The 23,522-nt window shown below is 36.1% G+C and carries 25 protein-coding genes; 15 read left to right on the forward strand and 10 right to left on the reverse strand.

The annotated features are described in order from the left end of the window. Nucleotides 1–357, forward strand: a 357-nt coding sequence (locus TY11_RS07165; protein ID WP_042144526.1) for an IS110 family transposase, incomplete at its 5' end; no start/stop codon positions are given. A 227-nt stretch (nt 358–584) separates the two neighbouring features. Here the strand turns inward: TY11_RS07165 and TY11_RS07170 are convergent. The 5 genes from TY11_RS07170 to TY11_RS07190 all read right to left on the reverse strand — a co-directional run bounded on the left by TY11_RS07170 (nt 585) and on the right by TY11_RS07190 (nt 5,557). Further along, nucleotides 585–1,340: an SDR family oxidoreductase gene (locus TY11_RS07170; protein WP_042144528.1), complete on the reverse strand. Its 756-nt coding sequence runs from the start codon at nt 1,338–1,340 to the stop codon at nt 585–587. Between the two features lie 436 nt (nt 1,341–1,776). Next, nucleotides 1,777–2,175, reverse strand: coding sequence for a TIGR04104 family putative zinc finger protein (locus TY11_RS21095; RefSeq protein ID WP_081755861.1), 399 nt, complete (start codon nt 2,173–2,175; stop codon nt 1,777–1,779). Between the two features lie 42 nt (nt 2,176–2,217). Beyond that, the gene (locus TY11_RS07180; protein ID WP_052345772.1) at nt 2,218–3,960 is read right to left on the reverse strand and encodes a M3 family metallopeptidase; all 1,743 of its coding nucleotides are present in this window, start codon (nt 3,958–3,960) and stop codon (nt 2,218–2,220) included. Between the two features lie 147 nt (nt 3,961–4,107). Then, a complete protein-coding gene (locus TY11_RS07185; RefSeq protein ID WP_369797400.1) occupies nt 4,108–4,815 on the reverse strand; it encodes an MBL fold metallo-hydrolase in 708 nt (235 codons plus the stop codon). A gap of 217 nt (nt 4,816–5,032) precedes the next feature. Then, entirely contained in the window at nt 5,033–5,557 is a 525-nt protein-coding gene (locus TY11_RS07190) for a GNAT family N-acetyltransferase (protein ID WP_042144533.1), read from the reverse strand. Between the two features lie 590 nt (nt 5,558–6,147). On the opposite strand from TY11_RS07190, the gene TY11_RS07195 reads away from it, so the two are divergent. The 5 genes from TY11_RS07195 (at nt 6,148) to TY11_RS07215 (ending at nt 10,478) form a co-directional block, all read left to right on the forward strand. Continuing rightward, nucleotides 6,148–6,672, forward strand: a complete 525-nt coding sequence (locus TY11_RS07195; protein ID WP_042144535.1) for a sigma-70 family RNA polymerase sigma factor — start codon at nt 6,148–6,150, stop codon at nt 6,670–6,672. After that, nucleotides 6,665–7,969 (forward strand): DUF4179 domain-containing protein, encoded by a 1,305-nt coding sequence (locus TY11_RS07200; protein ID WP_042144537.1) that lies wholly within the window; start codon nt 6,665–6,667, stop codon nt 7,967–7,969. Before TY11_RS07195 ends, TY11_RS07200 begins: the two co-directional genes overlap by 8 nt. 324 nt (nt 7,970–8,293) lie before the next feature. Beyond that, entirely contained in the window at nt 8,294–8,560 is a 267-nt protein-coding gene (locus TY11_RS07205; RefSeq protein ID WP_042144539.1) for a CD3324 family protein, read from the forward strand. A 103-nt stretch (nt 8,561–8,663) separates the two neighbouring features. Continuing rightward, complete coding sequence (locus tag TY11_RS07210) at nt 8,664–9,683, forward strand: aminoglycoside phosphotransferase family protein (RefSeq protein ID WP_042144540.1); 1,020 nt, start codon at nt 8,664–8,666, stop codon at nt 9,681–9,683. A gap of 273 nt (nt 9,684–9,956) precedes the next feature. Next, the gene (locus TY11_RS07215) at nt 9,957–10,478 is read left to right on the forward strand and encodes a GNAT family N-acetyltransferase (protein WP_042144543.1); all 522 of its coding nucleotides are present in this window, start codon (nt 9,957–9,959) and stop codon (nt 10,476–10,478) included. 190 nt (nt 10,479–10,668) lie between these two features. On the opposite strand, the gene TY11_RS07220 is transcribed toward TY11_RS07215, so the two are convergent. Then, nucleotides 10,669–11,622, reverse strand: coding sequence for a nucleoside hydrolase (locus TY11_RS07220; protein ID WP_042144544.1), 954 nt, complete (start codon nt 11,620–11,622; stop codon nt 10,669–10,671). Nucleotides 11,623–11,712: 90 nt separating this feature from the next. On the opposite strand from TY11_RS07220, the gene TY11_RS07225 reads away from it, so the two are divergent. Together TY11_RS07225 and TY11_RS21100 are read left to right on the forward strand one after the other, a co-directional pair. After that, entirely contained in the window at nt 11,713–12,129 is a 417-nt protein-coding gene (locus tag TY11_RS07225; RefSeq protein WP_231495794.1) for a Crp/Fnr family transcriptional regulator, read from the forward strand. Nucleotides 12,130–12,363: 234 nt separating this feature from the next. After that, nucleotides 12,364–12,510 (forward strand): NAD(P)H-dependent oxidoreductase, encoded by a 147-nt coding sequence (locus tag TY11_RS21100; protein WP_369797401.1) that lies wholly within the window; start codon nt 12,364–12,366, stop codon nt 12,508–12,510. 68 nt (nt 12,511–12,578) lie between these two features. Here the strand turns inward: TY11_RS21100 and TY11_RS07230 are convergent, their stop codons facing one another. From TY11_RS07230 to TY11_RS07245, 4 genes are all read right to left on the reverse strand, one after another. Beyond that, nucleotides 12,579–15,158, reverse strand: a complete 2,580-nt coding sequence (locus TY11_RS07230; protein WP_042144546.1) for an FtsX-like permease family protein — start codon at nt 15,156–15,158, stop codon at nt 12,579–12,581. After that, nucleotides 15,155–15,838, reverse strand: coding sequence for an ABC transporter ATP-binding protein (locus TY11_RS07235; protein WP_042144548.1), 684 nt, complete (start codon nt 15,836–15,838; stop codon nt 15,155–15,157). The genes TY11_RS07230 and TY11_RS07235 overlap by 4 nt, the downstream gene beginning before the upstream one ends. Nucleotides 15,839–15,985: 147 nt before the next feature. Next, on the reverse strand, nt 15,986–16,990 hold the full coding sequence (locus TY11_RS07240) for a sensor histidine kinase (protein ID WP_042144550.1): 1,005 nt from the start codon (nt 16,988–16,990) through the stop codon (nt 15,986–15,988). 1 nt (nt 16,991) lies between these two features. After that, nucleotides 16,992–17,675, reverse strand: coding sequence for a response regulator transcription factor (locus tag TY11_RS07245; protein ID WP_042144552.1), 684 nt, complete (start codon nt 17,673–17,675; stop codon nt 16,992–16,994). A gap of 166 nt (nt 17,676–17,841) precedes the next feature. Here TY11_RS07245 and TY11_RS07250 point away from each other — a divergent pair, with 166 nt between their 5' ends. The 7 genes from TY11_RS07250 (at nt 17,842) to TY11_RS07280 (ending at nt 23,387) form a co-directional block, all read left to right on the forward strand. After that, entirely contained in the window at nt 17,842–18,786 is a 945-nt protein-coding gene (locus tag TY11_RS07250) for an ABC transporter ATP-binding protein (RefSeq protein WP_042144554.1), read from the forward strand. Next, the gene (locus TY11_RS07255; RefSeq protein ID WP_042144557.1) at nt 18,786–19,517 is read left to right on the forward strand and encodes a multidrug ABC transporter permease; all 732 of its coding nucleotides are present in this window, start codon (nt 18,786–18,788) and stop codon (nt 19,515–19,517) included. Before TY11_RS07250 ends, TY11_RS07255 begins: the two co-directional genes overlap by 1 nt. Continuing rightward, nucleotides 19,514–20,200, forward strand: a complete 687-nt coding sequence (locus tag TY11_RS07260) for an ABC transporter permease (protein WP_042144558.1) — start codon at nt 19,514–19,516, stop codon at nt 20,198–20,200. The genes TY11_RS07255 and TY11_RS07260 overlap by 4 nt, the downstream gene beginning before the upstream one ends. Before the next feature lie 17 nt (nt 20,201–20,217). Next, nucleotides 20,218–21,309 carry a sensor histidine kinase gene (locus tag TY11_RS07265; protein WP_052345773.1) on the forward strand — a complete coding sequence of 364 codons (1,092 nt, stop codon included), beginning with the start codon at nt 20,218–20,220 and terminating at the stop codon, nt 21,307–21,309. Beyond that, on the forward strand, nt 21,306–21,917 hold the full coding sequence (locus TY11_RS07270) for a response regulator transcription factor (RefSeq protein ID WP_042144559.1): 612 nt from the start codon (nt 21,306–21,308) through the stop codon (nt 21,915–21,917). Before TY11_RS07265 ends, TY11_RS07270 begins: the two co-directional genes overlap by 4 nt. A gap of 389 nt (nt 21,918–22,306) precedes the next feature. Then, nucleotides 22,307–22,735, forward strand: coding sequence for an SRPBCC family protein (locus tag TY11_RS07275; RefSeq protein ID WP_042144560.1), 429 nt, complete (start codon nt 22,307–22,309; stop codon nt 22,733–22,735). Between the two features lie 163 nt (nt 22,736–22,898). Then, a complete protein-coding gene (locus TY11_RS07280; protein WP_042144564.1) occupies nt 22,899–23,387 on the forward strand; it encodes a GNAT family N-acetyltransferase in 489 nt (162 codons plus the stop codon). Nucleotides 23,388–23,522: the final 135 nt, after the last annotated feature.

Genomic DNA, 23,522 nt, shown 5'->3' on the forward strand with positions numbered 1-23,522 from the left:
ATTGGGGAAATAGATTTATTTGATAATCCTAAAAAACTAGTTGCATTCGCAGGCATGGATCCCAGAGTCTATGAATCTGGTCGATTCAAAGGAACAGTCAATCGAATCACTAAAAGAGGATCTAGCCGGTTAAGACATGCCTTATTTATGGCAGTTCGCTCAGGAATCCGTGATTCTCGTAAACAGAAAACAACGGATGAAATCATCCCCCGTAACAAGAAGTTACGAGCCTTCTATGATAAAAAGCGAGATGAAGGAAAGCCTTATAAAGTAGCCATAATAGCATGTGCAAACAAGTTGTTACATTGGATTTACGCATTATTGAAAAATAGCACTACCTTCCAAGATATTGCTTAATTTGACAACTTAACCAAGTAAACCAAAACCTTCCAATTAAAGAATAAAGGAGGGTTATTTGGCATGCGTAAATTTAGTATATCATAAGCTATTTTAGATTTTTAGAGAAAAATATTGACAACTATTAGCTGGTTTAGTACAATTACTTCAACAAAAAGACCGATCATCCCTCTTGAATTAACGCAACAGATAGTGCAATAAGAATCACTCTTCTATTAGCTGGATAACTAGCCCCGAATAAATCCACCTTCAGAATGTAAGATTTGTCCAGTAATCCATCTGGCTTCATCACTAACAAGAAATGCAATTATTCGTGCTGCATCTTCTGGAAGTCCAATACGTCCCATCGGAAATTTAGGTAATAGGTGCTCCCTTATTTCATCGTTCATCCAAGTTGAATCTGTTGGACCTGGATTTACAGCATTTACCGTTATTCCTAATGATGCAAGTTCAACTGCTATCGACCTAGTGAAGGCTGATATGGCTCCTTTTGTTGCTACATAAGATAAGTTACCAGGCATTGGACCTAAATCTTGTCCTGATGTCATATTAATTATTCTTCCTGTTTCTAGGTCAGAATTTTTAAAACGGCGAGCAAATTCCGCACAAAGAAGAAAAGTAGATCTCATATTTACGAAATAATGTTCATCTAGTATATTTGCATTTAACCCTAAATAATCACTATCAATCGAATAAGCTGCATTATTAATCAAAATTGAAGGGAATCCAAGTTTAATTTGTATGGTATCAAGTAAATGAACTGCAGCATTTTCATTTGATAAATCAATTTGTATGTTTTCACACTTGACTCCCTTACTAGAAATTTCATGTTGGAATGTCTCTATCCAGTCATTCTCAGAATTCCAATGTGAAAAGAATATATCTATTCCATTTGAAGCTAATTTACGACATATAGCAGTTCCAATATCTCTTGGGTTACTTGCACCTGTAATCAAAGCGATTCTATTATGAAAAGCATTCATTTTCTTACCCCCTATTAATTAGGGAGACTACGATACGGTTAATAGAGATGTTCTTTTTCATAAAACAAAAGCAGATTCACAAAGGAATCTGCCTAGTTAACGGATATTCATAACTCCATACCATGCATCCCCCTGAAAATAACAAAATACTAATAAATAGGCATACTTCTCCTATAAAATAAGGAAAAAGTAAACTATTTAGTTAATAGAATAATTATTACAGGGCTTTCCACATATAGATTATTAATTCCCCTCTTCTAACATCTCTTTCATTATCATAGCTGCTTTATTAGTAATAAGCAATAATATTTATTAGAATTTTTCCACTTTAAAATAAAATACCTCAATTATTTTAAACAAACCACCCCATTAATACAATAATCAATTGTTCATCTTTCACAACAGCACCTGTTTGTTGAAATTCGATTCCTAAATTTTATACCTTATAATAATTAGAATGATATATGGAATGGTACTTAAATATGAAAGGTGTTATTGTAAAGACAAGTGCCAATAATACCAGATGTACTAAGAAAAATAAGAAAAGGGAAAGAATGCCAAAAGTATCGAAACGATAAAATACAAAATGTAAACTAATAAATGCCGTTAAAAACAAAATAAACCCACTTAGTATTCTTGATTCTAGATTGATAATATGTTTGGTATCACATTGTCTACAATACACTGTGGTTTTTCTCTTAGTTGATTTCCAAATTGATTTATAAATATCTATCCATTTAAATTTTTTATGACATTTCTCACACTCTTGCAATTGTATTCCTCCTATATATTTTTTCCTTCTTAACCTAAACTGTCCCTTTAGTGCAAAATGCAATTGATTATATTAAGCTAACCCACCCAGTTTAAGTACACTTATTCACAAACTATGGTTATATATTTCTATATCTTGAATTAATCTTTGTACTGACTGTTGCCAAAAGTCTGGTTGTGAAAGGTCTATACTGAAATGTTTCTTAAATAGTTGATCTAATGGTAGCATTCCAGTTTCACTCAGGAACCCTTGAAACTTTTGTTTGAAATGTTTATCCTCATTAGCTAGTTCTAAAAGTCCAATACTTAATAAAAAACCAAAAGAATATGGATAATTATAAAAAGGAACATTAGCTTGATAAAACTGTCCATATTTAATCCATACAAAAGACTCATATTCACTTAAACTATCTCCATATGCTTTTTTCTGACATATTAACGAAAGTTCTTCTATCTGTTTGGCATTTAATTTTCCTTTTTTTCTAAGCTCATAAAACTCTTTCTCAAATAAGAAGGCTCCTCTTATAGACATCAAATAATTAAGACTACGCTCAATCTTTGACCCTAGAATTGCTCTTTTATCTGAAACTTTTTTGGTGTTTTGAATAATATAGTCAATAAATGCGGTTTCAAAAAAAATTGAAGAAGTTTCTGCCATTGTCATTTCAAATGTATCATCTGAAAATTGTAGTGAAGGGACATCTTTCATTTGTTTAAAATGCCAAGCATGACCAAGTTCGTGTGCGAGTCTTCTAGCACTATCTATGCTATTGTCAAAACTTAATGAAATTCGTGATTCACCTTCTGGAATAAATGGAGCACAAAATCCACCAGGCGGTTTTGTTTTACGTTGTTCCGCATCTACCCATCCTTGCGTAATTGCTTTTCTTACAAACTCACACATATTGCTATCAATATTCACAAGAGACTTTGTTATTTCCTCAACTGCTTGTGAGAAGGTAATCTGAATTGACTCATTTTGAGATAAAGTCATCAATTCATGCCAAGAGGGATTTTCAGTTCCTATTTCTTCTTTTATTTTGAAATAACATGAAAGCTTTTGCATATTGGATTCTACTGCATTCCACATAGCATTAAGTATTGGTCGAGATATGCCATTTAACTTTAAAGATTCGTCAAGGTAGTCTACTTTTTTTATCTTATTCTCATTTAGTCTTAGTCCTACCATTTGATTATATATTGAAGCAAATACATTCGCTTGTGTTTCAAGGGTTTTGTTTAGTTCATTGAATATCTGTATCCGTTTAGATTGTTCTGGATGTGCCAAGGATAAATTAATAGCTTCAGCAAAAGATATTTCGTTCCCACCGTTGACTGGATCTATTTTAATATTATTACGGACTTGTATATAAAGTTCTTCAAGACCACTTAATGTTTCTCTAGCAAAATTTGAAACAACATTTTCTTCTCTAGTTGACTTCCCTGTATCCTTAAGTAAGTCCACTATAAGACTTTTTTGATTTATATTGTTTGACCAATCTGCTAATTGATTTGCACTCATATTACTTAGGTCTTCCTGCAAATCTGATAATATAATGCTAACTTGGGATTTTAATTCTGTTATGAATCCGTTCAATGATGATAGGCGGGCTGTGTCAAAGTTTTCTGTAGTTAAGCAGTAATAAAAGGACTCTGCCGATTCGATATTTTTTATTATTTGCGAAATCATGGTTAATTCACTGTTATATAAGATATTAGCTTTCGAATACACCTCGATTTCTGTTAACTTTTCTTTAATATTATGTAAATAATTTTCAAAGCTTTCCAAGTCAGGACCACATAGGAGATTACTTAAATCCCAACGGACTGATGTGTAGAATGTTTCCATATATTTCTCCCCTTTTTATTGGCTATGTATTTCTACATGTTAGACCGTAATCTCAACCTAATATTGCAATAACTCTTTATTAAATATTACGAAGAGTAACTTTGGTGTTGTCTTACAATCCTACTCCTTTAGTTCAGTTATTATCCTCTAAAGATTTTCTTCTGTGGCTATTCTCTTATTATCAAAGTGGATACTTTTCATTCCTACAAAAAAACGAAACTTAGTCCGACATTCGTTTTCTAAATCTCCAATATCATTTATTAGCTGTTGTAAATAGTATTTTGAGAAATTAATTCTATGTAACATTTCCTGCTTTTTTTTCGTGACTGAGCCATGACCTGGTATAAGATATTTGATATCGTAATTGTTCATAATATATGAAGATTTGTTTATCGTATCTACATAATCCTTATAATTACTAAAGATAAAAGGAAATTCGACATCAGACAGATAGTCACCTGTGAGTAATATTCCATACGGTTCAACGATAGTAAATAAACTATCATTTGTATGTCCAGGAGCTTTATAAAAAGTTAAGGATAAGTCACCTAAATTAATCTTCTGACCAGTAGTTGAAATTGGGATATCAACTACTGGATAAGTAGGAACATAATTTCTTTTTATGTAATACCTCTGGTCAAAATCATAAATTCTATTGACAATTTCTTCTTTATCTGGATTATTTTTTAGTTCCTCTGTTGCGATTACTTTTGCCTCTGGAAATGCCCCAGAACCTATAATATGGTCGAAATCACTATGGGTGTAAATAATATAGAGATCCCTATTGCTCAAATGCTTATCTATGAAATTCCTAATTTCCTCAATTTCGCCTTGAAGCCAATTAGGATCGGTCATTATAATTGCCTCATTAGATTCAATTATAGCCGAAGTCGTCATATACAATGAGCTTTGAAAAACAGTAATATTGTTCTCTTTAAAATGAAACATAAAATACCCCATCCTTTCTAATCATAGACCTTTTGCTTCTTGAACTATCCTGCCAAAATAAGGAAAGAAGCGACTGATCATATTGAACAATCGCACCCGTTAGCACAATAAAATAACTAAGTTATTACTTCAAATCGGAAGGTAACATTCCATATACAATACTATCTGTCCATTCATTTTTATTCCAAAAATCTTGTATGAAATGAGCTTCCTTTCTCATGCCTATTCGTTCACACAATTTTTGTGAAGCTGTATTCCGTGCATCAAGATTAGCTTGTATACGATGTACATTAAATTCATCAAATAATTTATAGACCAAACTACTTACTGCTTCTGTTGCTAAGCCTATCCCAGCTACTTCATTTGAAAAACTATAACCAATCTCAACAGTGTCTTTCATATTTGTATAGCATACGGATAAATCACCAACTACTTTAGTCATGTAAACAACTGCCAAACTTAACGTTGATTCTTTAGTGAGTACACCGTTTGCTAGCTTCTTATTAAATCTTTCCTGCATATCTTCATGAGTCCACTTATTATGTAATAGAAACCTACATGTATCATCATTATTATAAATAGCAAATACATCCTGTAAATCAGTACTCTTAAAAGGTCTAATTATTAATCTTTCAGTTGAGAATTCCAAGTTAGCTCTCCTCCCATACATTCATCACAAAACATTAATTTTAAAGTATTTAAACCTCGTTCTTAGATTTTACCTTGATTACATATTTCACCAAAGTAAATTAAAATCTTTCTTTCACTAAACTGCCACGTTAGTTCAAGAACCCAATATTCAAAATCTTTAATTATATTCTACCATAAAATAAAGTCCATCCTTGATTTATTATTATATAGTTCATAATTGATAAACCGATTAGCAACTAAAATAGTACCCCGACATATCTTTTTTCAAGCCGCTATATAATGCGCTATTGATGATGGTCTGTCATGTTGTGTGGTAAGTAACTATTTCTAATCCCGAACAGTTCATTGCCAACTTTATGTATTCCTAATATGAATAAATAAATATATAGTAGATTTAAATATAGAGAATGTAGTTTCAAGCAACATCGTTCACGGGGAAGAGAATAGATCCTAATTATTAGTTAAAGTGGCCTCACTTGGAATATTTTCCCTCGAACCGTACCCAGGCATACATCGAAAATAATTCTATAAAACTTTTTCCTAAATTCATAGTCTAATATACAGAGACAGCAGTAAGGGGGTTACAGATTGAATGAAGAACTTACATTAATAAAACAATCCATACAAGGGGACGACACAGCTTTTTTGCATGTCATGAAGGCTTATAAAATGGATTTGTATAAGACAGCGATAGCTTATTTGAAAAATGAACATGAAGCGCTGGAAGCAATCCAGGAAGTGACATTTCGTGCGTATAAAAAGATTCATACGCTCCGCGAACCCTCTTATATGAAAACATGGCTAATCCGAATCATGATCAACTATTGCAATGACCAATTGAAAAGGAAAAAACGATTCATTGTAAACGATGAACAGATTTATTCCCTTGGAACTACTGACAATCACACAGTAATAGAAATTCAGGATGCCATGCAACAGCTAGACAACACATCACGGGAAATTTTAACCCTCATGTATTTTCATGGTCTAAAGATAAAGGAAATTGCCGAGGTCATGGAGCGACCAGAAGGAACAGTGAAGACGTGGTTGAACAAAGCATTAAAAAAATTTCGTGACATTTTGGAGGAGAAAGGTGGGGAACTAGATGTTTGACAAGGAGGAAGAGAAGCTGAAGAGGTTTAGCCAGTCACTGGATAAAGCACCGATTTCAGAAGATGAATTGGATGCTGCAATTATGAGAGGATTCATGCAGGCAAAAGAGGGAAGGAAACGAAGCCCGCGTAGCATGAAATGGGGATTGAGTGTAGCATTGGTAGCTATTTTAGTTTTGGCATTTGTTACTTCTATCCGCGTTTCTCCAGCTTTTGCGGCATATGTTTCGAACATCCCTGGAATGGAAAAAATTGTTGAGATGATTTCCGATAATAAGGGGATGATGATGGCGATTGAAAATGACTATTATCAGGAAATTGGAGAATATGTGGAAAAGGATGGATTACGTATCACGATTGACGGGGCAATTGCTGATGAACAGGGTATTGTTCTGTTCTATTCATGGGATTCGGAAAAGAAATCAATTCCAGCTATAGAAAATGTGGAGTTAACGCCTCAATCCGGTGAGAGCTTTAATAGTGTTTCCTCTCACTATGGTGCCGATTATGGTGATGGTGTGTTGACTAAACAAGGCATGATGGAATTTTACTTCCAGACACCCTACCAAGCGAAAGATTTTTTACTGGGATTCGAAGTCTATGGGGAAGAATACAGCATTCCATTTTCATTGAATGAGACGGTCAAAACGAAGATAGTTTATGATGTGAATGAAACGACGGAAATAGATGGCCAGAAAATACATGTGACAACGGTGGAAGTTTACCCAACAAGGGTTGCTGTTCATGTAGAAGTGGATCCGGATAATACAAAGCAACTATTGGAATTCGAAGACCTAAGACTGGTCGATGAAACAGGGGAGACATGGGGAGGTATTACAAATGGGTTTTCGGCATCGGGAGGATTATCCGACAAGGAAAGAATAATTTATTTGCAAAGTAATTATTTTCACGATCCGGAACAACTTTTTCTTGTCTTTAAGCGAATTCAGGCAGTAGACAAAGATGAAGCCTATCTGGTTATAGATACCGAAAAGGAACAGATACTGAAGCAGCCAAAAGGCAATAAACTGAGGAATCTGAAGGTCGAATCTGGAACACTTTCCTTAGATGTTCATGCGGATTATGAATTTTATGGGAATATTTTTGGAGAGACAAAAGATGCTGATGGGAAACTAATGCTGAGCAGTTCCTCTTTTACTACAACCGAGGAGGAATTTGTAAGGCGAATGGGTGTCACCTACGAGAAGAATTTTAATCAGTATAAATCACCGATTACCATAGAGCTTGTCTTTTATCCAGAATGGATAGAGGGAGAGGCGAAAATACGGATAAAATAATTATATCCATTCTTTCCCTTGTGAACAGGGGATAGAATATGAGTTAATAAAGATGTCGGACCGATAGACTCTTGTGAAAGGAGCTGATTAGGTTGAATACAATTGCAGAGGTGATTTCCCAGTAGTGGGAAGTCCTAATTGGGACCGTTTCTAACGGTCCCAATTCATTTATCACTATATTTTAGAAAATTAACATCTTTCAATAATTAAAGGAATCATTTATAATCTTCCATAAGTTAAATAATAGAAAGGAGTTGTTAATATTGGACATAAATTGGGTTATTGTTGATAACTATTTTCATATTAACAAGGAGGACGTAAATCGTGCAGTACAAAAATGCAAAAGAGGTTCTTCCCCCTAATTTGCTAAAGGAAATGCAGGAATATATTCAAGGTGATTTGATTTACATTCCAAAAGCAAATCAAAAGCGGGTGGCTTGGGGAGAAGTAAGTGGATCGAAAGCGTTAATTACAAAGCGTAACGAAGAAATTCTACAATTATACACGAATGGAAAGTCATTCGATGAATTAGCGCAGAAGTTTCATTTGTCGATTGACAGTATACGGAAGATTATATATAAGATGCGTTGAATGGGGTGCCTACCACTTCCCGACTATTGTCGACGTTCGACATATTTCGGGAAGTGACAGGCACCTTTTAGTGGGACAAACAAAGAAAAACGGAGGATGGGAAATGAATATTAGATTCGAAACACTGATCTATGCCTTAAGAAGACAGTTCAAGAAGGATATCATCTCGGCCGACTACCAAACTATGCCGTTACAGGGCGGAACTGTTGGAAGTGTGAACCTGCTAACGGGAATCGCCGAAACCACGGATGGCGAAAAATTGCCGTACCGTATCGTGCTTAAAATCCAGAAGAAATGGGAGCGTTACGGTGATCCGGGTTCATGGCGCCGGGAATATGATCTCTATACGTCTGACCTGGGAGCGACGTTCTCGGATGCCTTTCGCTGGCCGACATGTTATCACGCCGAGATCAATACCGAAGAAAATGAAATCCAGTTGTGGCTGGAGTATATCGATGGCATAACCGGTTTAGACTTGACCGGTGACATGTATGAACAGGCCGCGCTGGAGTTAGGACGATTTCAAGGCAAGCTATATGCTGAGCAGCCCGCTGTGCTGCAGAGCCTGACCAACCTGAGCAATAAGGATTTCATGAAGAATTCGTATTTGCATTATCGGTCATGGCCGGTCGTCTACAATTATATACGCTCGGAGGACTGCGAATTCCCTCAACACTTGCGGCAAATGCTTATCGATATCGATGAGCACGCAGACGAGATACTCGCTCGTATCGAAAAATTGCCCCTCGTGTTATGCCACCGGGACTTCTGGGTGACCAACCTGATTTATGCCGACGGAAAAATCGCGATCATCGACTGGGATACATCTGGATGGGGATACCTGGGCGAGGATCTCGCAAGCCTGATCGCGGATGAAGCGGATATCGATCACATGGTCGAATACTACCAGCGATGTGTGCCCGCGTATTACAAAGGCTTTTTGGAGTATGCGGAAGTATCCCCTATTGCCGATCATTGCGTCTACGAGCTGATCCTCCTTGTATTCGGATACAGGCTTGTGGAGTGGTATCTCCACACAGAGGACGATGGCGAGAAGAAGAATCATGTCCATACACTTCAAAAAATCTATGAAATAAGGACAGCTAAAGAAATTTCAAAATGACATGACTCAGCAAAACAACACTATATCGACACTTAGAGAAAGAGAAAGGTTGCTTCGCTTATTTTAACAATTTATGTAAGTCTTATGACGAACTAGAGCAGCAACCAACCCTGTGATAAGTTATATCTGAATAAAATTATCTAATGAGTGCTTCGAACATAATAAGTCAGTCATATTAAGCAATCAGGCGCGATTGTTGAAAAAGCATTGTGCCTGAATCGGGCCATTTTGCGGAATAAGGATTTGAAATCACAGGGGGAGTTGAGATAAAAAATGATTGAATTACGAAAAATAACCGGGGATAACATAGGTGAAGTAATAGCACTTGAAGTTGGAGAAAACCAGAAGGACTTTGTAGAAACTACTAACCTCAGAAGCTTTGCAGACGCTCATATGTTGAACGCAGACGGGATACCAGCAACTCCCTTTGCCATTTATGCCGATGAAGTTGCGGTTGGATTTTTGATGTATATTTATGATACGTTGGATCATGAATTATTTGAAAATGAAGATTTTTACGGGAAGAAGAGCTATTTTATTTGGCATATTATGATTGAAAAGAGTTTTCAGGGGAAAGGATATGGCAAACTTGCCTTTGAAAAAATGTTGATGGATATTGAAACCATGCCGTATGGGGAAGCAGAATATGTAGCCCTCTTTTATCGAACAAGTAATATCAAAGCTAAAACATTATACGCTTCATTTGGTTTTGTAGATACAGGCATTATTCAGGATGGTTCGATGTTGGCGATTAAAAATCTAGATAAGAAAATAACAGAAGCCGTAGTGGAATAGGCTCTCTTGGAAAGAAATGAAATGTAAGCTTTCAACGTATAACAGGATCGTAAGCCTGTCAGATAAGGACTAGCCATCTGTACGTACCGAGACCTTGAATCCATCGGGATTTGGTGCCTGTCCCTTCCCGAAATTTGTGAACGTTCGACATATTTCGGGAAGTGGCAGGCACCTTTTATACCCCGAATTGTTAGGTAATCAATAATTTTGATAGACGTTTCTTGAATAACGGATTATCTATTCTTTTACAAACAGTTGCATTGGGAAGATTACTACCGAACCCGTCTGATATAGCTAATTTACTTCCATCATTTATGATTACCTGGCCATATGTAGCATCTTCTGTGGTACAGACATAGCAATAACATAATTTATCATCAAGAACAATATCCTCCCATAGTACAACGCCCATAGCTACTGCATCAGGTAAATCAACAAAATGCTCTCCTCTTGCTTGTAGGTTGTAATCTAAGAGGGACAGATTACATTGAACAGCAAACACTGCTTCTTTCTTTTGGCTTTCCATTAAAAATTCCATATCTTCTCTATTCCAAGCGGCTTCACCTAAACAAACATCAAAACCGATTATCGTAATAGGAATCCCTGATTTCATCATAATGTGATAAGCCTCTGCATCTACATATACATTAAATTCAGCAACAGGTGTAGTGTTTCCAGGACCAAATCCAGCAGTACCCATCGAATAAATACGCTTAACTTTTTTCATAGTGTCTGGTGCTTTTAATATAGCAAGTGCTATATTTGTAACCGGACCGATAGTAACAATTTCTATTTCGTTTGGATTTTTTTCTACTAATTCAATGATCATGTCAATGGCATGTCCAGCTTCAGGATTAATTGTAGGATGAATTAAGTTCCTATCTCCCATACCATCTTCACCATGTACATTAACTGCTGTTACGAGATCTTTCATAAGTGGTATATGAGCTCCAACATAGATAGGTGGCTTTTGCGCATTTGTCACTTCTACAGTCATTAAGGCATTTTTAGTTGCGAGTTCTAGAGGTACATTCCCACAAACAGTCGTAATAGCGAGAACATCGACTTCCGTTGATTTTAATGCCATCATTAAGGCAACTGCATCGTCACTTCCCGTATCCGTATCAATAATTAATTTCCTCATAACAAGACCTCCCATTCTTATTTGGTCTAATTATATAATTCAATATATAATTAAAAATAGGTCAAATGACCAAAGGGAAAAGGTGAAAATATGAATTTAGAAGACATTGTGAATGATGCGCCAATACAAATTAAGAAAGAATTTATTTATAGAAGACATAAGAAAGGTAGTCTTATTATCCATCCAAATGAACAAAATAACTATCTTTATATTCTAACGACAGGTATTGCAGAAGTGTATAGACAAAGTTATGCAGGAGCAATGGTTTCCTTATATATTTACGATTCATATAGTTGTTTTGGGGAGATAGAAATTTTTAATGGAAAAATGAAGACTCTCGGTGTTATTGCAAAACAAAATTGCGAAACGATAGCTATCCATAAAACAAAGGTGTATGAATGGATGAAAATCGACTTTAATTTTAATTTCTCCATCATTAAACAACTTGCCTCAAAATTAATTTCAAGTTCAGATGCCGCGGCACATTTATCACTGCTTACCACTTAAAGATCGTATCTTATTAAGTATGCATAATCATTATAAAATTGGTGATTTAGATACCCTTACAAAGCAAATTTTATCAAGTGAAGTCTTTGCACCAATTAGAAGTTTAAATCGTTCTATAGCTCAGTGTATAAACGAGGGTTTTATAAATTATAAAGATAAAACGTTCTCTATAAATTCGATTGAAGCGGTAGAAAAATACCTTGAGAATGTTTTATGATGTCATTGATTTAATGAATAAAGAATGCACTTGATGTTAGATCACGTCCATATGGTTCTAACGTTTGGAATGACAAACCAGCACTTATTGTAAGCCAATCTCCAAGTAACCTAAGTGGATTCAGTGCAAATCGATCACTTACGTCAAGTGTTAGTATTCTATAGAAATATGAAATGATAGTGTTTGTCCAATTATAAAAACGCGATTAGCAAAGCGCTAACCGCGTTTTTCATTATATATTCTCTTGCTTCAAACTTTCAATAATGTTTTCCTTCTTTATTTTTGATATCGAATATAGCATCGCAGAACCTACGATAAGGAAAATCATAACAATCACGAATAGGATAGCCATCCATGGTAGACGAAATCCATATTCAAAGGTGTAGCCAACAGAGTAATGTATGCCGAACATAATCAGTACACTGATTGGTAGTCCGTAAGCTAATGCCTTTACCCCATAAAAGATACTTTCATAATTAATCATTTTATTAAAGCCTTTTGGCGTCATGCCAACTGACCGTAACATAGCAAATTCACGTTTCCGTAAGCTGATGCTGGTCGAGATGGTATTGAATATATTGGCAATCGAAATCAAGGAAATAAGTGTAATAAACCCATAGATGAAAATGGACATGAGTAAAACCATCTGTTCCTCTTGTTGTCGTTGTTGATAAACGTTGAACACGTGAATATTTGCTTCACTCCGTTCTTCAATTGCCGCTTGTGTAGCCAGTGGATCAGAACTATTTAAATAGATATAAGGTGTAACTTCCATGTCTAATTCATCCATAGTGGATTGTGGAATAATGACATTAACACCTCCCAAACTAGCTGTACTGACGCCCATTGGAACTTGATCCGTAAGTGCTCCAATTTGAATAGACTGGACAAATTCCGGTTCGGTTTGATCACCTTCCATATCTCCATATGCTATCTTATATAAATCAATGGTTTTCCCAACTTCCGTTTCCAACGCCTTTGTCTCAATCATTTTTCTAGAGACTCCATCCTCATAGGTAATTTGATCAATAACAATAGCATGAGGTGTATCTTGATTGACGAAATCGTTAGGATCCACACCGATTTGTTCCGCATAAGCATGAAAACTTTCATCATCCAAACTTTGAAGCTCCACATAATAATTATACTTTCCATCCTCTATATATATCTCTTCTTCTATTTTTTTCATTTCAGGGGATAAATCATCCACACTAACTGGTGTCTGTAAGTGCTCGGACACTTCCTCGGTAATCGTAGAATCGGTTACATGATTTAACTTCGTATAACTTGTGAGTACCTCTTTTTCTAACTGATTACTGTAAATTAGTATGTCGTATTGATAATCAGTCTGCGACATTTCTAGTGACTTTTTGATATTGTCGGTAAAAAATGTGACTGCTAAGAATAATACGATACTTATGACTAATGAAAACAGGGTTGCCAAGTATCTTTTTTTATTTCGTTTGGTGTTCTTCAGGCCAATTTCTGCTTCCAAACCAAAGACTTTTCGTACCAATTTGGACGTTTTTAACGTTTTCCCAGACAATTTGATATCGTGGGTTTGGCGTATGGCATCAATCGCTGAGATTTTCGATGCTTTCTTTGCCGGTAAATAGGTTGAGATGAAAATCGTGACGATAGAAATCACACAGGCAACTATAATAGAAACTGGTGTGACAACTAATTCTAGCTTTTCGGAAATTCCAAGAGCACCATCTAAATAGGTGTTTATATAGAGGAAGGTGATTCCTATTCCTGCTATACCTGAAAGAATCCCAATTGGAATACTGATTGCTCCAATGAGCGCTCCTTCAAAGAAGACTGAGTTTCGTTTTTGCTTTTTCGTTGCCCCAACACTGGATAGCATCCCTAAATGTCTAGCTCGTTCTGATACACTAATGGCGAATGCATTATAGATTAATGCTACGGAACCAATAATAATGACAGCCATAATAATAGCGGCTAAAGAGAATAGGGTTATGCGTAAATGGTCATTTGCTGTTACCCCGTAATACCGGAGCAAGTCACTGTTAAAATTCACTGTTTCTATTCCCTGGCCTTGTGCTAGGCTTTTTGCATGGTCAAAGAGAGAACCCTGCACCTTGTTTAATACGACAAATGCATCGATCGTATCTGCTTCGGTTAAGGAATTTTCATCCACATAGCCAATGACCGTATAACCTGGTGCCCAGGTTGGTTCCCAGGTCGGACGTTCAATCGTCCCAACGATTGTCACGGTTTTTGTTTCGTTGATTTGTAATTCTTCGACGTTGGTCTCCATTCCCTGATTGAGAGGGTAGTTTTGTGTGAGTGTTACTCCTTCTGTTGTGTCAACACGCTCACCAATGTCAACGGTTAGTTGATCCCCAATTTTGTAAACTACCTTTGCATTGGATTGAATGGCTTCCGAAATAGCTACTTCATTCTCGTTTTGAGGAAGTCTTCCTTCCAGAACTTCTATCGGGAATTGTTCCATCCCTTGTTGGTTATAGTTTTGAAAAAATAAATATGGTTTACTTTCATTGCTTGATTCCTCTAAAGCGGAGTAGCCATCACTTGCTAGAACTAGGGTTTTTGTATCCTTGTCTTGTTTAATGGTTTCGAGTTGGTCTAGATTAACATCTCCATATTGAACATGCCATTCTCCATTCTTGGCGATGTCCTGACGAATCAACAAGTCTAAAAAGGAAACACCAAGTGTCGAAACCGCGGTAATCATCGCCACCGAAATGATGACTCCAATAATGGTCACGAGTGAGCGGCGTTTGTTTTCTTTTAAATGCCTGACCGTGACTTTATTGACAATATTCATGGGCGAATCACCTCATCTTTGGCAACCTTGCCATCTTCAATAGATATGATGCGGTCTGCTTGGAGGGCAATGCGCTCATCGTGGGTGATGACAATCAAGGTCTGATTGTACGTTTTGTTAAACATCTTGAGCAGTTCCATAATTTCCTCACTATTTTTACTATCCAGGTTACCAGTTGGTTCGTCTGCTAGCATAATAGCCGGATTGCTGATTAACGCTCTTCCGATAGATACGCGCTGTTGTTGACCACCTGACAGCTGGTTTGGTAGGTGGGTGAGTCGTTGGTTTAGACCTAGAATTTCTGTAATCTTGTTAAACTGATTGGAATCTACTTTTTGTTCATCTAGAAGCATTGGTAATTTAATATTTTCCTCTACGGTTAAGATAGGAATAAGATTATAAAATTGATAGATTAAGCCAATTTGCCTTCTTCTAAAAATGGCTAGCTGTGTTTCATTCAAGTCATAAATGTCCGTTTGGTCGATGAGCACCTTTCCGCTTGACGGTCTATCGACACCGCCAAGTAAATGTAGTAGTGTTGACTTTCCTGAACCAGACGGACCAATGATACAGACAAATTCACCTTTTTTCACGGAAAAGGAAACATCATCAAGGGCTTTTACTGCTGTTTCACCTTTACCATACACCTTGGACAGATTTTTAACTTCTAATATCGTCATATGAAAACCTCCATCATTTATTGTCTGGGTTCAGTATAACCAGCTAGTATGACTTTAAGGTGACTCTTAAGTGACAATTTATTCACTTAAGGAATGCGATGGGGTGGGGAGATAAGGAGCCATGAAAATAAGCAGGGGAATGATCACTCAAATCACCTGCTTGTAAAATTTAATATGAAAGGTTGTCCCAACACCGACTTCACTTGTCACTTCAATATCACCTTGCTGACTCTTGATGAAACTATACGCCATCGCAAGGCCAATTCCAACACTGTCATCACTTGCATTTTTACCTTTGTAAAACCGCTTGAAAATATAAGGGAGCTCTTCCTTTGGGATGCCTTTCCCGTTATCAGAGATAATGATTTCTGTGTATAGGGCATTCTCTGAATAGTGAATTGCGATATCGCCACATTCCGCAGTATGTTCGACACAGTTTTTGATAATATTGATGAGTGCTTCTACGGTCCAGTTGAAGTCACCAATGAGTGTCGTCCGATTATCCCCAGTAATAGAATAGGATTGCATGTTAATGTCCATTGGTACTAATAATGGTTCGATTGCTTTTTGAATCAGTGTGGGAACCAAGATTTTTTCTTTTTTAAATGTAATGGTTCCCGCATCAATTTTAGAAAGCTTTAATAAGGAAGAAACGAGCCATTCCATACGTTCTAGTTGGATTTGAAGATTCCGGGTGAATTCAGTTCGCTTTCCATCATCCAATTGTTTATCTCGTAATAAATCCGCCATGACCATCATGGATGTGAGTGGGGTCTTTAATTGGTGAGAAATATCTGAAATGGCGTTGGTTAACTTTGTTTTATCTTCATTTAAAACCGTTCCCTGTTCCGAAAGCATTTTGGTCACTTTGTATATATTACTTTTCAAGAGGCTAAGTTCACCCTCATAATTATCACGGACATCCAGGCGAAAATCCCCATTCGCTATTTGCTGTAAGTACCCGGAAAGCTTTTCAATTTCTCGGTATCGCCATTTTGTAAAAAGAAGCATACAGGTAATCAGTAAGATTGATACACTAAGTACAATTAGGGCTGTAAACATGGAATCAATTAATGCTGCCAGAGTAAATCCGATTAAGCTAATGAAAATTAGAATCGTTAGTAGGATTTGAATTTCTCGGTTACGAAGCAATTCACTCACCTACCTTATAGCCCATGCCTCGTACCGTTTTGATTAACGTAGGGTTTTGTGGGTCGTCTTCTAATTTCTCGCGTAATCTTTTGATATAGACGGTCAAGGTGTTGTCATTAACAAAATCACCAGCGACATCCCAAATTCGATCAAGCAGCTGTGCCCTTGTGAGTACTTGTCCAATATGATTGGCGAAAATAAGAAAGAGACGATATTCTAAGGCGGTCAACAAGATTTCCTCGCTATTTTTATATACTTTTCCTTCTGATGTGTTTATTTGTATATCTTTGATTTCGATGATGTTCTTCGGTTGGGAATGTCGATTGTATCGGCGTAGAACCGATTTAATTCTGGAAATAAGCTCCCGGATTCGAAAGGGTTTTGTAATATAATCATCTGCTCCCATATCCAGACCCATGACAACATTGACCTCATCATCAAAAGCAGTTAAAAAGATCACCGGGATATCGTGTTGCTTTTTCACTAGCTCACATAATTCATACCCACTGCCATCCGGTAAGTTCAGGTCAAATAAGCATAAATCGATTTCTTTTATCTTTTGTTGAATGACTTTGGTTGCAGAAGCTGCATTATGACAAAGGATGATGTCAAAGTCTTCTTGTTTCAAGGAATACTCTAAACCTGATGCAATTGTTCGATCATCTTCTACTAATAAGATATTCACTCTTTTCACCCTAACATTCGGTTTATTCTTTTATATTATGGGATGGGTGAGATATCGTCAAAATATATTGATGAAAGGTTATGAAAATTAAATGACAAATGTAACTACCAGAGAGGATTAGATATTGTGATAATCGAAGTAATAAGAAAAGAAAGGATGAAAACATATGACGATTGCTACTATGCAAGGTGTTGTAAAAAGATATGGCTCACATGTAGCACTTGATTATATAAACTTAAATATTCATGAAGGGGAGATCATTGGGTTACTTGGTCCTAATGGGGCAGGTAAAACAACGTTAATTCAAACATTAACTGGAATAACCCCTTTTGAACGTGGGAAAATAGAGATTTTTGGAGATTCGAAAAATCCTTTTTCTAATCAAAACAAGGAGAAAATGGGCCTTGTTACCCAGGAGATTACCGTATTAGAAGAATTAACGGCTAAGGAAAATTTGCAATTTTTTGCTGGTGTCTATGGATTAAAAGGGGAAGAAAAGAAAAAGAGAGTGGAAGAAGCATTAGGATTTGTCGGCTTAGGAGATAAAGGAGGGAAGATGACGACCAATTTTTCTGGTGGGATGAAGCGTCGATTAAATATTGCTTGTGCACTGACACACCGTCCGAAGTTCTTGATTATGGATGAGCCGACAGTCGGTATTGATCCCCAGTCAAGAAATTATATTTTAGAAGCGGTGAAGAAATTAAGAGAGAATGGCACAACGATTTTATATACGACACACTATATGGAAGAAGTTCAAGCAATAGCTACAAAAGTAGTGATAATGGATCAAGGTCAAATTATAAAAGAAGGTACGGTGGAGGAATTAATTAAGACCGTTCAACATGAAGAGAAAGTTCGAATTGACGTAACGGATATAGAAAGAATTCCAGTAGAGGCACTAGAGAAAATATCCGGAGTTAAGAAGATTTCCGTATCAGGGAACCAGCTAACGATTATTTCAGCATTTGGTTCTGGTAATCTAGATAGAATTTTAACATTGGTGAAGGAACATGCAGGTGTGCTGGAAATCCAGGCAGATAAACCAAACTTAGAAGATGTTTTTTTAACTTTAACTGGAAAACAGTTACGAGATAAGGAGGAAGAATAATGCGAATTCTTTCAACAGTCAAGTTTACAGCATTACGTATGATTCGTAATTATATTGTGCTAATACTGTTGCTAGTCGTGCCGATTATTTTAATCACTTTTTTTTCCTTTATTCTCTCTGGATATGTAACAGATGTAGGAATACCATATATTAATGAAAATGCCATGACCATGGTGGTTGTGTTTCAATTGTTTGGCGGTTCCATTGTCATGTACTTAATTCATCATGATCTATTCGCGGAAAATAAAATGAGAATGTATGTTATACCGTTTAATCAAACGATGTATGCATTTTCTATTATGTTGTGTGGAGCTATCTATTCTATCTTTCTTGGGATTCTTTTAATGGTTTATTCCCAATTTGTCCTAAGTGTAATATGGGAGAATTGGATTTGGATGACTTATATTATTAGCTTGGTGGCAATCTTGTCGATCATTGTTTGTTTGATATTCATGTTATCCGTGAAAAATTATAAAATAGCAGAGCGATTGAGTGAACTGTACGGGGTTGGCTTTGTCGTCTTGGCGGGATTGTTTTTCCCGATGCCTAATCATGCCATTTTTGAATTTTTAGGGTCTTATGGAAATCCTGTGACGTTAGCAATGGGGGCAATTCGCGATATGAGTATATCTAATACGAGTAGTGCATGGTTTCAAGCAAACATTCTCTTAGTCGTCATTATTTTCTTATTTATCGTAATGCTTATGGTAGGCAGGAGGAAAATGGGTTGACTATCTTTACATTTGCTTTAAAAAGAAGTTTTAGTAACAAAACGAATCTATTATTCCTCACCCTTTTTCCTATTGCATGTATTTTCTTTCCTAAAGGAGAAGAGTGGCCCTTCCTACCATATGGGTATCAGTATTTTGGAATTATTATTTTATTCATCGGTATACGATTAGCTACGATTATTCTGGAAGATCGAGCAAAGGGTTTGGTGAAACGTTTAGCCGTAGCTCCTATCAGTCATTTTCAATATTTAAGTCAAAATCTACTAGCCTATTCCATTATTCTTATCGTCCAATGTGTACTTGTTGTTTATGGTGGGGTTCTATTTGGGCAAGAACTTTATCAGCCAGGTTGGCTTTTACTTCTTTATATTTCGTTTAGTTTCTCCTCATTAGCGATGGCGTTAGCGTGGATTTCTATTTACCGTAATAAAGATGTCTCTTTTCTTATGTATATGGCAATTATCTTCATCGTTGTTATGCTAGGTGGGATTATCATTCCGGTTGAAATATTTCCTGATTTATTAAAACGACTTGCTGTAATTTTTCCAACTTACTGGTTAGGACAAGGAATAAATTGGGTTGCTTTTGGTGAAGAAATTCTCGATTTCCTATTAATAAATGGGGTACTATGGCTATATACAGTAGTATTTATGATAATCGGAAGCATAAGAAAGATTCAGTAAGGAAAGGGGGAAAAGGGGTGGAGAAGCTAATGGAACCTGTTGTTTTTGTAAATGTATGGCGTTTTCTAATCGTCGGCATTCTGATGCATTTATGGATCATTGGTGACTTTATGGTTAGTACTTTTACCCTTATTCTCCTTTTACTCATGTTGACAAGTTTACGTTGGCGGTTTTCCTTATCAATTTGGTGGGTATGTGTCGATGTGTTTATTTGCTTTTTGTATTTTCCTTATACAACGATTAGCTATTATGGATTAGCACTCCCAATTTTTGAACTTTCTAAAAAAGGAAAAGGTCTATTTTCTCTCCTATTGTTTGGTAGTCTATTCATTACTTCTGAATCTACCTCCATCTTATTTTGGTTCTATCTTCAGGCGCTTTTTTTTGGTGTGTTTTCCTATATTGCATTAAAAAATCAAGCAGCATTTCAATTAGAAATAGACGAACAACGAAAAGCTAGAAATGAGTTAGAGCAAGTAAAAATGGAGTTGCTAGTAGCGAGTCAAACTGCTTCTGAACAAGCAGAACTCATGGAAAGATATCGGATATCAAGAGAGTTACATGATCATTTGGGTCATGATCTAACGGGAGCATCTCTTGCTTTACAAGCTTATGAATATGTTCAAGATCCGAATGAAGCTGAAAAGGTATTACAGGAAGTGAAAAATCGTTTAGAAAGAAGTACGAAAAACTTAAGAGAAACAGTCCATAATATGACTCCAATTATAGAGATTGGAGTGGAGAGATTAGAATCTATTATGCAACATTTCAGTCAGATAGAGGTCCAGTATCACAAATCAGGCAATATGCTAACGGTTCCTGCTTATATATGGGGCTTACTAGAGTCCTGTTTAAAGGAAGCATTAACCAATGTGGCTAGACATAGCAATGCCACTAAAGTGGAAATAGATCTACAGGTGACTAAATCAATTGTCCGTCTATCGATTCAAGATAATGGTACAGAAAAAAAGAACAGTCAAACAGGAAGTGGTTTAAGGAGTTTGCAAATGCGTTCTCGCTCGATCGGAGGAAGTTTATCGATTACTAGTAGAGAAAGTGGATATTTACTTGTTTGTGTCATTCCTTTAGAAAAGGGGAGAGATGGATGAAGCTGTTAATTGTGGATGATGACCTATTAGTTTGTCAGAGTTTACAGCTATTACTTGGGAATGAAGATGATTTGATTGTCATGGATACAGCAATAAATGGACAAGAAGCAATTGAAAAATGTCAGAAAGAACAACCAGATGTTATTTTAATGGATATCCAAATGCCAATCATGGATGGAATTGAAAGTACAAAGAGAATAAAGAAACAATGGCCACATATTCATATTATGATGTTAACAACGTTTCAGGATGAGAAGAATATTAGACTAGCACTAAAAGCAGGGGCCGAGGGATATCTACTCAAATCGGCATCCATAGAAAATATGGCCCAGCAAATTAGGGCGTTAAAAGCGGGCACTGTCATATTAGATGCAGATGTATTAAAGAGAATTACGGAACCAGACAAGATGTTATTGGAAGGGCTAACAGAACGCGAGACGGATATCGTCGAGTTAATTGCCCAAGGTCTTTCCAATAAAGAAATAGCGGAACAATTATTCCTAAGTGTTGGGACCATCCGAAATATGCTATCCGTCATCCTAGACAAACTAGAAATTCGGGACCGCACACAATTAGCTATATATTATTGGCAAAGAAAGAACGAATAAAATCCTGATTATTTTTATCCTAGTTAACATAATGATGGACAGTCTGCCTGCTGCAAACTTGTTATAAAAACGGGTTCAGTTTTGAATTGCATAATGTTAAATAACAACCCTATTAGCATTCCAATTAGCAGGTATTTTAGCAAGTTAACAATAGCTATTATTAAATACGTAATTCGGTTGCTAAAACGTTCTCCAATTACTTTGCTAACTTTTCATGAAATACAGGTGAAATGGATATTTATGTTAATAACATTGATATGAATGTGAATTAGTGTACTTAACTGGGGAGGTTAGTTTAAGCTACTAAGACTTTTGATTTTAAACCTTGACCTTTTATTGTTAACATAAGCACCAAACATAATTTATTGCAGTTAGAAAGGGAGTAAGGCATGGCAAATATCGAGCACTTGCAAACCGTACATGTTCCAGCTTCGAAGGTGTATGAAACTCTAACTACCGCTGAAGGACTGTCGGAAATTTGGACCAATGAACTCATTATTAATAATCAGATTGGCTTTATTAATGAATTTCGATTCGGCAGTAATGATATAACTAAGATGAGAATAGAGGAATTGATCACTAATAAAAAGGTCGTTTGGGAGTGTATAGATTCTGATCCAGAATGGATAGGTACGATTATTTCCTTTGATATTCAAGAAAATAACGGGAAATCTTTTATTACTTTGCGTCATATGAACTGGAAAGAAGTAACGCCATTTTATCGCTCCTGTAATTACAACTGGGCTATTTTCCTTTATAGTCTCAAATCCTATTGTGAAGGTGGCGATGGTATTCCCTATCATAAGCGTAAGTTTTAATAATTTACGTTATACTGCTCATTCCGCTAATGGGGAACGATAGCTTAATAAACCGCCTTTTCACCAAATCAAACGCACTATTTTCGAACTCATTATTGGACAAAAGGGGCAGTTTAGTTGGAAAATGTATAAAAGAAAATTGGTGGAAGAAGGGGTTAGCGAAATGGCTATTATACTTAAAGAAGTTTTAGAATCAGAAAAATCTATATTAAGAAATCTGTATTCTCTATATCTTCATGACCTATCAAAATTCACTTCGATGATTGACATTGAGGAAGATGGTTCCTTTGAATACGATAACTTGGACAAGTTTTGGGAAGTAGATGGGCTTTCCCCATATTTTATAAAATGGGATGATAGTATCATAGGTTTTATATTACTATTGGAGCGTCCGTTTTTAAAAAAGGAGAATGACTTTGGAGTAAATGACATTTTTATATTGAATAAATACAAAGGTAAAGGAATGGGTAAGCAAGCTATTAAAAAATTATTTCAAGAGAAGAGCGGACGGTATTTTGTAATTGAGCTTATTGAAAATGATCCAGCCGTTTCGTTTTGGAAAAAACTTTTCTCTGAACTAAAAATTCAATTTGAAGAAAGGCAAGACGTAATTGATGATGAACTATGCCTAATTCAAACATTCAAGGTTTAGTTTCACTAACTGGTGCGTTAATTAAAGAAACGCACAGAGATGAACTGCACCCCAATTGTTGGACACACAAACAACAATTGGAGGTGCAGTTTTTTTATGGCTAAATATACATTTGAAGAAAAATTATCTGCAGTT

The sequence above is a fragment of the Paucisalibacillus algeriensis genome, from assembly GCF_000577245.1.
In the GTDB taxonomy this organism is placed as follows: Bacteria; Bacillota; Bacilli; order Bacillales; family Amphibacillaceae; genus Ornithinibacillus.